At 65.3% G+C, this 14510-nt stretch carries 13 protein-coding genes; 5 read left to right on the forward strand and 8 right to left on the reverse strand.

What is annotated here, in order from left to right:
• Positions 1-12: 12 nt before the first annotated feature.
• Positions 13-744, reverse strand: a complete 732-nt coding sequence (locus DAES_RS11795; RefSeq protein ID WP_013515254.1) for a rhomboid family intramembrane serine protease — start codon at positions 742-744, stop codon at positions 13-15.
• Positions 741-2507, reverse strand: a complete 1767-nt coding sequence (locus DAES_RS11800) for a dephospho-CoA kinase (protein WP_157864854.1) — start codon at positions 2505-2507, stop codon at positions 741-743. Before DAES_RS11800 ends, DAES_RS11795 begins: the two co-directional genes overlap by 4 nt.
• Positions 2508-2681: 174 nt before the next feature.
• On the opposite strand from DAES_RS11800, the gene upp reads away from it, so the two are divergent.
• From upp to DAES_RS11820, 4 genes are all read left to right on the forward strand, one after another.
• Complete coding sequence (upp, locus tag DAES_RS11805) at positions 2682-3308, forward strand: uracil phosphoribosyltransferase (protein ID WP_013515256.1); 627 nt, start codon at positions 2682-2684, stop codon at positions 3306-3308.
• Positions 3309-3416: 108 nt separating this feature from the next.
• On the forward strand, positions 3417-4787 hold the full coding sequence (locus DAES_RS11810) for a uracil-xanthine permease family protein (protein WP_013515257.1): 1371 nt from the start codon (positions 3417-3419) through the stop codon (positions 4785-4787).
• A 125-nt stretch (positions 4788-4912) separates the two neighbouring features.
• Positions 4913-5695, forward strand: coding sequence for a glycosyltransferase family 2 protein (locus DAES_RS11815; RefSeq protein WP_013515258.1), 783 nt, complete (start codon positions 4913-4915; stop codon positions 5693-5695).
• Positions 5696-5793: 98 nt separating this feature from the next.
• Positions 5794-6636, forward strand: coding sequence for a mechanosensitive ion channel family protein (locus DAES_RS11820; protein WP_013515259.1), 843 nt, complete (start codon positions 5794-5796; stop codon positions 6634-6636).
• 222 nt (positions 6637-6858) lie between these two features.
• On the opposite strand, the gene lpxB is transcribed toward DAES_RS11820, so the two are convergent.
• Positions 6859-7998 carry a lipid-A-disaccharide synthase gene (gene lpxB, locus DAES_RS11825; RefSeq protein WP_013515260.1) on the reverse strand — a complete coding sequence of 380 codons (1140 nt, stop codon included), beginning with the start codon at positions 7996-7998 and terminating at the stop codon, positions 6859-6861.
• A gap of 128 nt (positions 7999-8126) precedes the next feature.
• Here lpxB and DAES_RS11830 point away from each other — a divergent pair, with 128 nt between their 5' ends.
• On the forward strand, positions 8127-9047 hold the full coding sequence (locus DAES_RS11830; protein ID WP_013515261.1) for a Gfo/Idh/MocA family protein: 921 nt from the start codon (positions 8127-8129) through the stop codon (positions 9045-9047).
• An 87-nt stretch (positions 9048-9134) separates the two neighbouring features.
• Here DAES_RS11830 and DAES_RS11835 read toward each other — a convergent pair whose 3' ends face one another.
• The 5 genes from DAES_RS11835 to DAES_RS11855 form a co-directional block, all read right to left on the reverse strand.
• Positions 9135-9788: a BON domain-containing protein gene (locus DAES_RS11835; protein ID WP_013515262.1), complete on the reverse strand. Its 654-nt coding sequence runs from the start codon at positions 9786-9788 to the stop codon at positions 9135-9137.
• 105 nt (positions 9789-9893) lie between these two features.
• Positions 9894-11540, reverse strand: a complete 1647-nt coding sequence (locus DAES_RS11840) for an ArnT family glycosyltransferase (protein ID WP_013515263.1) — start codon at positions 11538-11540, stop codon at positions 9894-9896.
• On the reverse strand, positions 11537-12160 hold the full coding sequence (locus DAES_RS11845; RefSeq protein WP_013515264.1) for a phosphatase PAP2 family protein: 624 nt from the start codon (positions 12158-12160) through the stop codon (positions 11537-11539). Before DAES_RS11845 ends, DAES_RS11840 begins: the two co-directional genes overlap by 4 nt.
• Before the next feature lie 9 nt (positions 12161-12169).
• The gene (locus DAES_RS11850; protein ID WP_013515265.1) at positions 12170-12553 is read right to left on the reverse strand and encodes a hypothetical protein; all 384 of its coding nucleotides are present in this window, start codon (positions 12551-12553) and stop codon (positions 12170-12172) included.
• A gap of 101 nt (positions 12554-12654) precedes the next feature.
• Positions 12655-14436 carry a motility associated factor glycosyltransferase family protein gene (locus DAES_RS11855; RefSeq protein ID WP_013515266.1) on the reverse strand — a complete coding sequence of 594 codons (1782 nt, stop codon included), beginning with the start codon at positions 14434-14436 and terminating at the stop codon, positions 12655-12657.
• Positions 14437-14510 lie beyond the last annotated feature (74 nt).

A 14510-nucleotide genomic window follows, 5' to 3' on the forward strand; every position in this document is an offset into this window, starting at 1 on the left:
CCCTGCCCAGGGCTAAAGGTCCTCGAACTCGGCCTCGTAATCCTTGGAGGCGGGGTTGTAGCAGTAGCGGCAGTGACCGGGACGCCTGAACCAGTGGATGAGGACGCACCCGGCCAGGAAGCCGCCAACATGCGCCCACCAGGCCACGTTCATGGCGTTGTTCGCGCTGGAGATGAGCCCGGCGGCGAGCTGCGACAGGAACCAGACGCTCAGGAAGAGATAGGATGGAATCCGCAGGAACAGCGGGATGAAGATGATGGGCACCAGGGTCAGCACCCGGCCATGGGGATAGAGCATGATGTATGCCCCCATGACCCCGGCCACGGCCCCGGACGCGCCGATGACCGGCACTGGCGAGGACTGCTCGAAGACCATGTGCAGCCCCACCGCGGCCAGCCCGCAGAGCAGATAGAAGATAACGAACCCGCCGTGGCCGGTCACGTCCTCGATGTTGTCGCCGAAAATCCAGAGCATCCACATGTTGAGGATGATATGCAGCCACCCGCCGTGCAGGAACATGTAGGAGACGAGCGGCCAGCCCGGTGAATCTGGATACCCGGCCCCGGCGGCCCAGACAGGCTCGAAGAACCGGACCGGGACCACGCCGTAGAGATGAAAGAGATGAGACGCGGCCCGCCCGTCGAGCCCCAGGCTGTAGAGAAAGGCGGCCACGTTCAGGATGATGATCGCGGTGACGGCCACAGGCAGGGTCACCCTGGGCACGTTGTCCCGGATGGGGATCACGCGTCGTCCTCCGACACCTCGTCCATGCCGTCCTCCCACGATCCGTCGGGCGTCCCGACGTCGTCCGCGCAAGCGGTGGCCAGGCCCGTATCCATTTCAGCCTCCTGGTCCATGGTCGCGGCCAGTTCGGGCCAGAGCCGGTCGAGCCAGGCCGTTGTCTCGCCGACCCGCGCCCCGGCACGGTCCATGGCCAGCCCATGCAGGCGCGCGGCCTCGGACTCCAGGCGGTCAAGACCCTCGTCGTTGTCCAGGATCAGGTCGCAGGCGGCCAGCTTTTCCGCTTCCGGCCACTGCCAGGAATCGAACACGGCCAGGGTGTCGGCGTCCATGCCGCGCAGCTGCCGCAGCTCGCCGGTGCGTTTCGCGTCCGGGCAGCGCACCCCGGCCACGAGATCGACCGAGCCGTCCTTGTGCCAGCCGCCCTCGATCAGCAGGGGCACCTCGGCGTAGGCCACGGGCGCGTCGCGGTGGGACCGGAAGAACATCTCGACCTGGTGGCGGACCATGGGATGGATCAGGTCCATGACTTCGCGGCGCAGGTTCCCAGACTCTTTCATGGCCTCGAACAGCGCCTGCTTGTCCACCCCGCCGTCCTCACGCAGGTATGCGCCTCCAAACCGCTGGCCGAGCATGGACGCGCCGTCGCCGCCAGGGGCATAGAGCCCGGCCACGGCCTCGTCCGCGCTGAAGCAGGGCTGCCCGGCCCGGCGCAGGGAATCGAGCAGGGCCGACTTGCCGCTGCCCGGCATGCCCACGATGCCCACGCGCAGGCACTCGCGCGGCAGCGCGGCCAGGAGCGTGCAAAAATCCGCTGGCGGCCTGCGCCACAGGGTGACCCGCTCGCATGTGGCCGGATGACGGAAGGAAAGATGAAAGGCGTGGAGCATCTGGCGCGGAGCCAGCCCGGCCAGCCGGTCGGGCCTGCGGCTCCACTCGACATTCTCGCGCGGGCCATAGGCTGAGTCGCCCAGCAGGGGGTGGCCGATGTGGGCCATGTGGACGCGGATCTGATGGGTGCGGCCCGTGTGGATGCGCACGGCCACGAGGCTGGCCAGTCCGCGCGGCCCGGTCCACAGGACGCGGTAGTCGCTCACGGCCTCGCGCCCGCCTCTGGCCACCACGGCCATGCGCGTCTTCTGGCTCGGATGCCTGCCCATGGGCGCGTCGATGGTCCCTGCGGGCTGCGCGGGCCGCCCGAGGACGACGGCCAGATAGACCTTGCGCACCCGGCGTCCGGCGAAATCAGCGGCCAGCCGCAGCCTGTCTCCCTCGGTCAGGGCCACCACCATGAGGCCGGAAGTGTCCTTGTCCAGCCGGTGGACGATGCCGGGCCGTTGCCTGTCCATGCCCGAGATGTCGGAGGCCACGTCTGGCCAGCGGTGGAGCAGATGGTTGACCAGGGTCGGCCCCGGCTCGCCGGGCGCAGGGTGGGTGGTCAGCCCGGCCCGCTTGTCGATGACCGCCACGTGAGCGTCCTCGAAGACCACCTCCAGCTCGCCGGGCACGGCCTGGGCCGCGTCGTCCGAGGGCGCGACACCGGCGTCGCCGATGCGCAGGGTCTCGCGGCCCGCGAGCTTGTGTTTGCCCCTGGTCACGACCTCGCCGTCCACCAGGGCCAGCCCGGACTCGATCCACTCCTGTACCCGCCCGCGCGACACGCCCTCGTCCGCCAGCTCGCGCGCCCAGAACTTGTCCAGCCTCAACCCGCAATCAGACGACGGGGCAACGCGCTCCCATGTCCGTTTTTCCGCTTCATTACTCATGCCCAAGGATATACCGGGAATCATTGGAAAGTAAAATCCATTTCCCGCGAGTTCCCGCCAGCGGGCAGTTTGGCCTTGACCCAACCGGGCCTGAGGACTAGAAAAGGAGAGTTTTACGCAATTGAAACATCCATCGATTCACACTCAAACCATACTGCAAGAAGGGGGAGTTCCGTGGCCCTACACGTGGTTGACCATCCGCTCATCCGGCACAAGGTCGGCATCCTGCGCAAGCACGACATTTCCACCAGCCGCTTCCGCCAGTTGGCGAACGAGATCACCAGACTTTTGACCTATGAGGCCACCAAAGACTTCGAGACGGAAACAATCACCATCCAGGGCTGGGCGGGCGAGGTGGAGGTGGACTCCATCAAGGGCAAGAAGGTCACGGTGGTGCCCATCCTGCGCGCCGGGCTCGGCATGATGGACGGCGTGTTCGACATGATCCCCGGAGCCAAGGCCTCGGTGGTCGGCTTCTACCGCGACGAGGAGACCCTGGAGCCGGTCCAGTACTACGTCAAGCTGGCCAGCCAGATGGAGGAGCGCACCGCGCTGATCCTCGACCCCATGCTGGCCACCGGCGGCACGCTGAACGCCACCATCAAGCTGCTCAAGGACTCGGGCTGCAAGTCCATCAAGGGACTCTTTCTCTGCGCCGCGCCTGAGGGCATCAACCGCATTCTGGGCGAGCACCCGGATGTGGACATCTACGTGGCCGCCGTGGACGAGCGGCTCAACGACATCGGCTATATCATCCCTGGTCTCGGAGACGCGGGGGACAAGATATTCGGCACCAAATAGGGAGCCGGGCACGCTACAGGGCGTGCCTTTTTTTTGGGGGAAGTCTTTGTCTGGGGCCACGGGACCGATCAGCCCGGCGGCCTCGCAACCATGAGGAGGAGTCGAGAGATGCATGACGTTCATTCCACAGAGTACAGTTTCAAACCCAAGGACGCGCTGCTGGGCGCGCAGATGCTCTTCGTCGCCTTTGGCGCGTTGGTGCTGGTCCCGCTGCTCACGGGCCTTGATGCCAACGTGGCCCTGTTCACCGCGGGCGCGGGCACCCTGCTCTTCCAGGCCGTCACCAGGGGCAAGGTGCCGGTCTTCCTGGCGTCGAGCTTTGCCTTCATCGCGCCCATCATCTACGGCGTCCAGACCTGGGGCATCCCGGCCACCATGTGCGGCCTCTTCGGCGCGGGCGTGCTCTATGTAGTCATCAGCCTTCTCGTGCGCATCTTCGGCGTGGGCATGCTGCGCCGCATCCTGCCGCCCGTGGTCACCGGCCCGGTGATCATGGTCATCGGCCTGATCCTGGCCCCGGTGGCCGTGCACATGGCCATGGGCCGCACCGGCGACGGCTCGGCCTGGCTCGTGCCGAGCGCCACGGCCATGATCATCGCGGGCGTGGCCTTGCTGACCACCATTTTAGCCTCCCTGCTCGGCAGGGGCTGGATCAAGCTCATCCCCATCCTGCTCGGCATCACGGCGGGCTACGCCACCTCGCTGGTTCTCGACGCCACCGGCTTTGCCGCCGCCACCCAGGCCGCCTTCGACCCCGGCCAGCTCCCCAACTGGACTGCGCCGACCCTGGTGGACTTCAGCAAGATCGGCGCGGCTCCGCTGCTGGCCGTGCCCAACTTCGTCTTCCCCACCTGGAACCTCGAAGCCATCCTGTTCATCGTGCCCGTGGCCATCGCCCCGGCCATCGAGCACTTCGGCGACGTGCTGGCCATCGGCAACATCTCGGGCAAGGACTACGTCAAGGACCCCGGCGTGCAGAACACCCTGCTGGGTGACGGTCTGGCCACCTCCCTGGCCGCGGCCCTGGGCGGCCCGCCCAACACCACCTACTCCGAGGTCTCGGGCGCGGTGGCCCTGACCCGGGCCTTCAACCCCGGCATCATGACCTGGGCGGCCATCACGGCCATCGTCCTTGCCTTTGTGGGCAAGCTGGGCGCGTTCCTCGGCACCATCCCGACACCGGTTATGGGCGGCATCATGATCCTGCTCTTCGGCGCCATCACGGTCATTGGCATCAACACCCTGGTGCGCGCGGGCAACGACCTGATGCTGCCGCGCAACCTGGCCGTCGTGGGCATCATCCTGGTGGTCGGCATCGGCGGCATGACCTTTGACATGGTCAGCGTCAAGCTGGGCGGCATCGGCCTTGCGGGTATCGTGGGCGTGGTCCTCAACCTCGTGCTGCCCTGCAAGAACTGCAACGACCCGTTGCCCGACGAGGTGTCCCCCTCGGCCCCGGATCACCACACCGACCTCTAGTCCCGAAACCTGACACACCTGACCGGCCAGGGGCGCACGCCGCCCCTGGCCGCCATCATTTCAGGCCATCTTTGCATTGGACCCGAAAGCGCGAACCCGCTATGAGCCAGGCAAGGGAGATGACTATGCGCGAAACCGTGACCGGACTGGTCCTGACCTTCAACGGCGAACGGCTGCTCGAAAAATGCCTCAAATCGCTCGACTTCTGCGACGAGCTGCTGGTGGTGGACTCCGACTCCACGGACCGCACCCGCGAGATCGCCCAGGCGTGCGGCGCGCGGATCATGGTCAACCCGTGGCCCGGCCCGGTGGCCCAGTTCAAGCTGGCCCTGGCCGAGATCAGGACCACCTGGGTCGTGTCCCTGGACCAGGACGAATACCTGACCGATGCGCTACGGGACTCCATTGTCAAGCGCCTCTCCATGCAGGAGCGCGTGGCGGGCTACTATGTCCCGCGCAGCTCCTTCTACTTCAACCGGTTCATGAAGCACTCCGGGTGGTATCCCGACTATCTCTTCCGCGTGTTCCGGGCGGGCAGGATGGAGGTCACGGCCAGCGGCGCGCACTACCATTTCACCCCGCTGGGCGAGACGGCCAGACTGACGGGCGACATCCTCCATTATCCCTACGAGTCGTTCCAGCAGCACATGGAGAAGATCAACTACTACGCCGAGGAAGGCGCCAAGGCCCTGCGCGACAAAGGACGCCGGGGCGGGCTCGGCCCGGCCCTGCTCCACGGGGCGGGACGCTTCGCCAAGCTCTACCTGCTCAAGCTCGGCCTGCTCGACGGCAGGGCCGGATTCTACAACGCCGCTGCCGGAGCCTATTACACCTTCCAGAAATACATCCGCATCGAAGAAACCGCCAAATGGGGCAGCCCGCCGGATGACCGACAGGACGGCCAGTGACGTTGATCCGTCAACTTTTTTCAACCGCAGTATTCCACCCCGCCCGGTCTTGTGATTAATCCCACACTGCCGACCCGCATCCACACCCAGGAGGAACCATGAACCTGTTCGACCCCAAGACCGTGCAGTCGCTCCTTGAGGAAGCCGTCACCCTTGTTTCCATTTACGGCCTCAACCTGCTCATCTCCATCGGCATCTTTTTCGTCGGACGCATGGCCGCCAACAAGATCGCCGGACTCGCCAGGGCACTGATGCTCAAGGCCCGTGTGGACGACACCCTGCGTTCGTTCCTGCGCAACGTCATCTACTACGCCCTGCTGGCCGCGGTGGTGGTCATGGCGCTGGGGCAGGCAGGCCTCAACGTCACCTCGTTTTTGGCCGTTCTCGGCGCGGCTGGCCTGGCCGTGGGCCTCGCCCTCAAGGACTCTTTGTCCAACTTCGCGGCAGGGGTGATGCTCATCATGCTCAAGTTCTTCAGGCGCGGGGACTGGGTGAGCGTGGCCGGGGAGTCGGGCACGGTCCAGACCGTGAGCATCTTCAACACCATCCTGACCACCGCCGACAACCGGATGGTCATCGTGCCCAACGCGGCCATCCTGTCAGGCACCATCGTCAACGTCACGGCCAACGACACCCGCCGCGTGGATCTGGTCATGGGCATCGGCTACGGTGACGACCTGCTCAAGGCCAAGGAACTGCTCATGAAGATCCTCACCGACGACCCACGGGTGCTGACCATGCCCGCCCCGCAGGTGGAGGTGCTCGAACTGGCCGAATCATCCGTCAATTTCGCAGTCCGGCCCTGGGTCAAGACCCCGGACTACTGGGGTGTCTACTTCGGCATCACCGAGAAGGTGAAGCTCGTCTTTGACCAGGAGGGCATCTCCATCCCCTTCCCCCAGCGCGACGTGCACGTCTATCCTGTCGAGAAGCAGAACTGAAAAAGGGAGCCGTACGGCTCCCTCAGAGTATCGACAAAGTCCACTCTGGCAGGCTGTTGAGAAAAGTTCGAGTGCTAGGCGCGAAAAAAAGGCAAGACCGACGCGTATATACAATACGCGAGGGTTTGCCTTTTTTGAAGCAACGACGCAATCGGGCCTTTGTCAGCAGCCTGAGGGAGCCGCAAGGCTCCCTTTCACTGTCTCGACAAAAACGGTTCGCGCTCACCCCTTGAGCGCCTCGAGATCGTCGAGAATGATCCTGGCGGCCCTGGCTGCGGCCCCCGGCTCGCCCACCATGGAGCGCAGCCCGGCCAGATCGCGCCTGACCGAGGCGAGCCTCTCGGGCGAGTCGATCCAGGAGGAGGCGGCAGCGGCCAGATGCGGGGCCGTGGCCCGGTCCTGGATGTGTTCGGGGTATATCTCGCGGTCCGCGATGAGGTTGGGCAGGCTGATGAACTTGACGCGGACGAGGAGTCGGGCCACCAGGGCCGAGAGGGCCGACACCTGATAGGCCACCACCACGGGCGTGCCGATGAGCGCGGTCTCCAGGGTGACTGTGCCGGATGCGGCCAGCATCATGGCGCAGGCGCGGAACGTCTCGTAGCGGGCGTCCGGCTCGACGATCTCCACCGGGATGTCGCTGTCCCACAGGGCGAGCAGCCGCTCGCGCTCCATGCCCGGAGCGCGGACAATGACATAGCGCAGGTCCGGGTGTTTCTCCCGCAGCAGCCGGGCCGCCCCGGCAAACTCGGGCAGCAGGTTCGAGACCTCCCGGATGCGGCTGCCCGGCAAAAGCCCGATCAGGTTCCGGTCCACGGGCATGGCGTCGAGCCGATTGAGGGGCAGCACGTCCATGAGCGGATGCCCCACATAGTCCACGTCCATACCACGCTTGCCGTAGAAATCCTTCTCGAACGGCAGGATGCAGATGACCCGGCGCACATGGTCGCGCAGGAACTCGGCCCGGCCCGGTCTCCAGGCCCACAGCTGCGGGCTGATGTAGTAATAGACCGGGATGCCGAGCCTCCTGGCTATTTTTGCGATGCGGAAGTTGAACTCCGGGCAGTCTATGAGGACCACGGCGCAAGGCTGGACCTGCTCAAGAGCGCGCCTGATGCGGCGCAGGAGCAGCAGGATGCGCGGCAGGCCGCCCAGGATCTCGGTGATGCCCACCAGGGAGATGAGGCTGGACGGATAGCGCACGTCCATGCCCTCGGCCTCCATGGCCGGGCCGCCCATACCGGTGAAGGAAATGCCGGGCCGGGCCTGGGCCAGCGCCTTGATCAGCTCGGCCCCGTGCAGGTCGCCCGATGCCTCGCCGACGCTCAGCCAGATGGGACCGTGTTGATTTCCTGTCTGCATGCACGGTGAGTATCCCATGTGCGCCCCGGCTGCAAGGCGACCGCCCGATTGCCGTTCGACGGGGTTGCCAAGCGGGCATCGAGCGCGTAGGAACGGGCGCACACACGATTTCTCAAAGAGGATATCCCATGACGCTGAAAGTCGGAGTTGTCGGTTTGGGCTGGATGGGCCGCGTCCATCTGCGCAATTACACTGAAATGGCCGGTGTCGAGATCGTCGGCGTGGTCGACGTGGACCCCAAGGCGCGCGAGGAGGTCACGGCCCGGTTCGGCGTGACTGCCTTCGCCACCCTGGATGAGCTGCTCGCGCACGAGCTGGACGCCATCAGCGTCTGCGTGCCCACGAGCCTGCATCACGAGACCGGCCTCAAGATCATCGCCAAGAAAATCAACCTGCTCATCGAAAAACCCCTGGCCGCCACCGCAGCCGAGGGCGAGGAACTGGTCAAGCGGGCCGCCGAGCAGGGCGTGGCCCTCATGGTCGGCCACGTGGAGCGGTTCAACCCGGCGGTGGCCAGGGTCAAGGAGCTGGTCGGCGACGACATCATCTCCATCCAGATCGAGCGCGTGGGTCCGTATCCGCCGCGCATCCAGGACGTGGGCGTGGTCAAGGATCTCGGCTCCCACGACATCGACCTGATCCGCTACATCACCGGGTCGGAGTACAAATCGGTCTATGCCGTGACCTCCACCACCCTGGGCAAGCACGAGGACAGCGCGCTCATCACCGCCCAGATGGAGAACGGCGTGCTCGCCAGCATCTCCACCAACTGGGTCACCCCCTACAAGGGGCGCAAGATCCTGGTGGCCTGCGAGTCCAAATACATCGAGGCCAACCTGATCACCCAGGAGGTCAAGGAATACTCGGCCTTCTCCACCTACGACAAAAGCTACTCGGTGCGCGAATGGCCGCTCATGTTCCGCGAGCCGGTCAAGGAGGAGCTGACCCAGTTCCTCGCCGCCCTGCGCAACAACACCCCGGTGCCCATCACCGGCGAGGACGGGCTGGCCGTGCTCAGGGTATTCGAACGCATCCTGCCCGGCGCATAGCCGGATCAGGACACGCCAGAAAAAAGGCCCCGTCTCCCTGACACGCAATGCAGGGGGACGGGGCCGTTGACTCGCTGCCTGTAAATATCAGTTGCTTGCCACCCGGCTGGTTCCCGCTCCGGCCTGGGCCGAGGGCGCCACCGCAATGTAGTCCACCACGTCCCTGACACCCCAGACCTCGCCGGCAATGGCCAGGGCGGCAGTTTTTTGACTGTGGTCCGAGGTCGAGCCGATGAGGATGGCGGTTCCCCGAATGACCTCGATGCGCAGATCGGCGTTTTCGAGCCGTTTGGTCGCGGCCAGCTTCTGGCTGACGGTGCGCAGGAGCGCGGCGTCGCTCTGGGCCTCGCGGACGGTGAGGCGCGGGTAAAACTTGCAGGTGATCAGCCGGACCCCTTCGAGGGTGCGGGCCGTGCCGAGCGCCTGATCGGCCTGGGCACGGCTGTCGGTCTGGCCCACGAGATAGGCATGCCCATTGATGACATGGGCGGAAACCGTATGCACGCCGCCCAACCGCAGCCGCTCGCGCAGGCGGCGCTCAAGCATCCTGTCCGAATCGCACTGAATCTGTCCGCCCTCGACGCTCTCCTTGGGGAGATTGGCGTCGGCAAAGACCACGGCATCGTAGCCGGTCATGGCCCCGCCCGCCACCTGCACGGCTGGATACACGGCGCACCCGGCCAGGGCCATGCCCAGGCCGACGGCCAGAACGATGTGGAGCAGGTTCCGTTTCATGATCATGCACTGCGCCCAAGGCGGCTTGTCTAGACTTTATCTAATCAACCTGTGCCTCAAGTCGGCACCCTGGTCAAGTGATGATGCAAGAATTGTGCGCTTGGCCCGGCGTCACTCACGGACGGCCAGGACATAGACCATGCCCGCCATATCCTGCCTGTCGATGACCCGCAGTCCGGGCGGGCGGTCCGTCCACTCGTCCCAGTGCCTTTCGCGGATGACGAGCACTACCCTGCCCCGCCGCTCGATCAGGGCGGCCAGTTCGTCAAAATCGCCCGTCTCCTCGATGTCATGCTCGGCGTAGTAGGTGAAAATGCCTGAGTAGACCTTGTAGGCCAGGGGCGCGTAGCCCTGACGCACGTGTGCGCCGATCATCTGCCCCTGCCGCTTGGGGCTCATGGCGTCGTCCAGGGACGGGGCCACCATCAGCCCCACCGGATAGAGCCACAGGGTCACGGCCAGGGCCGACCAGAGCAGGCAGACCTTGCTCCCCCGGCGGCGCAGGAGCAGGAAGACCAGCCCGACGAACAGAAGCAGGCAACCGGAAAGGCCCAGCCCGCGCAGCGGCACCGGGAACGGCAGCAGGTCGCCCGCCACCAGCAGCCCCGCGCCAAGAACCAGCCACAGCCCGGCCACACAGGTCCAGAACCGGGCCGAATGCGCGCTGTCGAGCCGGGTCATGGCCTGGGCCGTAAGCAGGGCCATGGGCGGAAACATGGGCAGGATGTAGATGAGCACCTTGCCGCTCAGGCTGGAGAGGAAAATGAAGGTGGCCCCGAACATGATCCACAGAAACACGGTCGGTCCGGCCTCGCGGCGAGAGGCCCAGTGGCCGCCCCAGGCCTCAAGGGAGAAGAGCCGCCTGACTGGGACCACCAGGGCGAAAAGCGACCACGGCAGCCAGGCCAGAGGCAGGGCGATGAAATAATAGGAGACCGGCTCGCGGTGGTGAAAGGTGGCGGTGGCCCGCTGGATGACATGCTTGCCGAGCACGGTGTCCATGAGAAACGACGGCCCCTCGACCATGACCACCCCGGCCACCCAGGCGGCGAGCATGGTCAGCATAACCAGAAGGCCCACGCCCATGGCCCGGCTGAAAAGCCTGCGCACCTCGCCCCTCCACAGCAGGTAGAGGGTCACGGTCAGGAGCGGGAGGAGGAAGCCGAGCGGCCCCTTGGTCAGGGTGGCCAGCCCGGCCAGCGCAAAGGCCAACACGGGCCAGGGCCCCTGGTCCTGCCCGGACAGCGCCTTGAACAGGCAGGCGTGGCTCAGGACGATCAGTCCGGCAAAGAGCAGGTCCATGCGCGAATAGTGGAACAGCCCGACCAGGAAAAAGGTGGAGAGCAGCATGAGCACGCAGGCCAGACACACGGACCGGTCAAAACCCAGCACCCGCGCCAGCACATAGGCCGAAGCCAGGAAAAACAGGCCCGACAGGGCCGCGCCCAGGAAGAACACGGTGGGCATGTCTGCGGGCGTCAGCGTGTCGATCAGCCACAGGAACCAGAAATACACGGGCGGCTTGTCCGGATAGGGCTGGCCGTTGAGGGAGAGGACCATCCATTTGCCGTGGCTGACGAGGTTCTGGTAGGCATTGGCATAGCGCACCTCGTCCGAAAACCACAGGGCGCGGTTGTTCAGGGTGAACCATGTCTGGGCGGTGACGCCGAGGATCATGGTCAGCCAGGGGTGGCCCGCCAGCGTGTACCAGAGCCGTTGCGCAAGCCCGACTGGCAGCTTCTTCTCCATGATACTCATGCCTTGCTCCTGCACAGGGTGGAACCGGCCAGCACGATGGTGGCAAATCCGCTGAAGCTGCCGAGCAGCCAGCCGAAAAAGACATCCGTGGGATGATGCCAGCCGAGGTAGATGCGGGAAAAGCCCACCAGCGCGGCAGCCACGCCCAGGAGCGCGGTCAGCGTGCGGTTGCCGACCCTCAGCGAAAGAGGCAGCGACCAGCCCATGAACTCGGTGGTGTGGCCAGAAGGCAGGGAATGGTAGGTGCCCCGGCTGGTGACCGGATCAAACCAGACGCCCTGCCCCGGACGCGGGCGGCCCACGGTGTGCTTGATGAAGTGGACGGCCAGCGCGGCCACCACGGCCTGCACGGCCAGGAGGATGCATATAAAGCGCAGGGTGGCCCGGTCGCCGGAGCGCCACGCCCGCACGAGCATCCAGGCGTACACGGCATAGAAGACCGGGTTGCTCCAGTCGGTGATCAGCTTGAGGGTGAAGGCAAGGCCTGGATGCTCCGTGCTGTGCGTCCGAAAGAACTCGGCCACTGCGGCCTCGGTCGGGAACACAAGCCAGATGACGGCCAGGATCAGCAGCAGCGGGGCCGAGATGACGGCCCATTGTCTGACAAAGGTGATGCGCATGCGGGTCTATTAGGCCATCCGGGCCGCTTGGGCAAGGTCGGCCTCTTCGGAGCCAAAAGACTCGAGCCCCGAAGAGTCGTCGCTGTCCAGGGCGTCGTCATTGTCCAGAGTGTCGTCGGACAGCATATCCCGGTCCGCCTCCCCTAACCCGCCGGGCTTCAGGGGATGCGCTCCCGCGGCAACGCCCTGCGCTTCGAGCGGACAATAGGCTGCGTGGGTATACCTGACCCAGACATCCTCCCCGGCTCCGAGCTCGGCCAGGATGTCGGCCAGGGACCGGCCTTCCTGTTTCCAGTATTTGTAGGTGTGGTCGCCGCACTCAAAGGGGATGACCAGAGTGCCGTCCTCGTCCAGATAGGGCTGAGTCTTGTCCATCGCGTCCATGGTGTTCATGGGCGGGGACTCTTTCACCTTTCCGGAAAAAATTCAACAAAAGCCCGACAGGAGTTCCAGGCAGCGCGGCTGGCGATCCGCCCGACACGAGGCTGTGCCGACTAGGCGACAGCCTGACCGGTGTCCTCGCCACGCGCGGGCAGGCACACCAGCCGGTCGATCTCGCGGACCTTCTTGAGCACGCACCGGGCAATGCGCCTGAATTCGGGGTAATCCCGCGCCCGGTATTCCTTCCTGGCCCTGGTCAGCCCGGCCAGATCCACCGTTTCATTGTAGAGATAGGGCATGTAGAGGGGGTCCTGCTTCAGGAACAGTTCCACGCGGCCAAGGGCTTCGTGGATCTCGCCCTGGTTGGCGGCCACATTCTTGAAGAGCTTGCCCAGGTGTTTCTCGATGTTGCGCAGCGAGGTGGCCCACTTGGGGCCGCGCGGCTCAAATTGCACCGGGGTCATGGTGCCCCGGCTGGCCAGCAGTTCGCTCATGAACCGGGCCACGCCGCCCGGAGCCGAGGCCAGCAAACCCTCGCCGTAGGCGGTGTCCAGGTCGACCACGCGGGTTCCGGCGATGGGCACGCCGCCGCCGTAGACGTTGAAGACTGGCACAGAGGATTCCTTGAGGTCGTCCTCCAACTCGCGCTTGGCGGTCATGTACTGGACCGTGGTCAGGATCTCCTCGCCGTCCATGTTCCGGGTGGTCTGGTGATAGCTCTGACGGACCATGTTGGTAGTGTGGTTGTGGTGCCCGGCCGCGTGGGAGCGGTCCCTGAGCCAGGCGTAGTCCTGGCCGAGGAGGAGCATGTGGCTGACGCCGAGCCAGCGCAGCAGGCGCGAAAGGGTCACCGAGACGTTGCCGCCCGCGTCGAGCACGAGATCGTGCCCTTTCATGGAGTAGGTGCCCATGCCGCCCACGGTCCACAGGGGCAGGGTCGGCCCGGCGTAGCGGGCCACGGCCTCTGGGTTGACCTTGGTGGAATAGATGAGGGGCACGTCGCGGACAAAGTCGGGATCGAGCCGGGCAAAGAGGTTGAGCATGGACGCGTCGTAGTCGATGGCCACGCAGAAATGCGGCTTGATGCCCAGCGCCTGGAGCGTGGGCACGGTCTGCAGGGCGCAGGTGTAGAGGGCATGGCCCGGATTGTCGCGCAGCCTGGCTGCGGAATCCTCAAGGCTCGGTCCGGCGCCGAGGATGATCCCGCCGATGCCCGCGGCCCGGCCCTCCAGCCCCTTGATGGACCCCTCGGCCATGGCCCGCCGGAAGTTGCGTATCTCGTTGCCGACCATCACGTCCTGGCGAAAGCGCAGGGTCGAGAGCTCCAGCGAGAAGTTCTCCAGCTTGTTGCGCATGAAGGTGCCCCAGCGGGCGTATTCCGGCCCCAGTTGCTGGCTGGGAATGTCGCACTTGAGATGGATCTGGCCGTAGATGAACTGGAGGTCGAGGTTTCTGACCACCTCGTGGATGTATTTCTCGTCCGGGATGAGGACATGGAATTTCTTGGACTCGAAAAACGGACGGTAGTCGGTCTGGCCCAGGCAGGCCAGGAGCATCTCGGGCCGAGGCTCCACAAGCATGACCTTGTGGGTGTCGGGCATGCCCTTGATGACATGGTTGACGCCGTATCCCAGGTTGCAGCCCACGATGAAGGTGGCCGAGGTCTCGGGCTTGTCGCCGCCCACCCACGAAGTATAAAGGCCGGTGGGCGGCAGGCTCTCGAACATGCCCTTGCCGCTCTCCATGCGCCAGTCATGGATGCCGTATTCGTTGATGAACAGGTTGTTGAGCAGCGCCTCCTCGCCAAAGGGGCGGGTGGAGAGCCACTGAAAGACGGGATGGCCCTGGGCCTGCAAATACTCGATGTTGTCCTTGAGGAAGGGATACGCGGTCATGCCTCGTCCTTTGTGTTCGCTTCGTGTCCGGGTCCGCGCACCGGCGCGGGGTGTTCGCTTCGTGTTCGGACGGG

The sequence above is a fragment of the Pseudodesulfovibrio aespoeensis Aspo-2 genome (assembly GCF_000176915.2).
In the GTDB taxonomy this organism is placed as follows: Bacteria; Desulfobacterota; Desulfovibrionia; order Desulfovibrionales; family Desulfovibrionaceae; genus Pseudodesulfovibrio; species Pseudodesulfovibrio aespoeensis.